We start from the raw sequence: 1,039 nt of genomic DNA, 5'->3' as shown, positions 1-1,039 counted from the left end.
CAGGCATTAGTGCTGATTCAGAAACTGTATGCGATAGAAGCAGAGCTCAGGAAAAAGACCGATGGTACAGCGGAAGACCGCCGCGAATACCGACAACAGCATAGTCAACCAGTGATGCAACAACTATATGAATGGCTCAACCAACATCATCTGACAGTGCCATCGAGTTCTCCCACCGCCAAGGCCATCAATTACACTCTGAAGCGTTGGCCAGCTTTAAGCCGCTATCTGGATGATGGCAATCTACCTATTTGCAATAATTGGGTCGAGAATCAGATGCGTCCCTGGGCGTTGGGGCGCAAGAACTGGCTGTTTGCAGGTTCGCTGCGCAGTGGTCAGCGAGCGGCAAACATCATGACGTTAATCCAGTCAGCAAAGCTGAATGGCTTGGATCCGTATGCCTATTTAAGTGATGTGCTGAAAAGGCTGCCGACACATAAAGTGACCCAGATTGAAGAGTTACTGCCACACTGCTGGAAACCTAAATCGAATTAAAATTGGTATGGGATTCAGCGGACGCTTACCTACCGACAGTAAAAGTCCTACTTTTGCCATTTAAACTAACAACTGTCTTAACTTGCTGACATTCCTCTTCCCACACTTCTACGGCTTTAAATTGATCTGTATTAGGCGTGAGAAAGTTTTTTAACAAGCCGAAATTACCTTTTTTAGGCTTCATCATTAATACTGTTTCAATATTCTCTCGATGACCTAAATTTGAGATTCTCTGAGCTTTATCATCGATACCTGTAAATTTAGTCAGTTTAATTTCTTTCACCTGTGCTTTCTGTTTCCATTCATCAAAAGATTTATCATCTGTTAATGATTTAAATTGTAATACTAGTCCGCTTTTTTCTTTGTAATATTTATATAGAATGTTAAAAATCAGTGTTTTAGCACTTACACTTTTATAGCACTGAAAAAATGCAAAGCCTTCATTATATGAAAGAGGAATTTTTAGATAAAAATAGTAATTAATTAATTCAGCATGTTTTTCTGTCTTTGCATAAGCTATTTTTCCTGTGTCAATATTTATAAT

General features: G+C 39.4%; 1 protein-coding gene and 1 pseudogene. One reads left to right on the top strand and one right to left on the bottom strand.

The window, feature by feature from the left end; all coding sequences use genetic code 11:
• Positions 1-495, top strand: a 495-nt coding sequence (locus FTV41_RS15050) for a transposase (protein WP_179996793.1), incomplete at its 5' end; no start/stop codon positions are given.
• 25 nt (positions 496-520) lie between these two features.
• Here the strand turns inward: FTV41_RS15050 and FTV41_RS15045 are convergent.
• A pseudogene (locus tag FTV41_RS15045) lies at positions 521-1,039 on the bottom strand (hypothetical protein); the annotation flags it as partial.

It is taken from the genome of Acinetobacter sp. YH16051, assembly GCF_013417135.1.
Classification (GTDB): Bacteria; Pseudomonadota; Gammaproteobacteria; order Pseudomonadales; family Moraxellaceae; genus Acinetobacter; species Acinetobacter towneri.
This window is presented reverse-complemented; position numbering and strand designations above follow the sequence as displayed.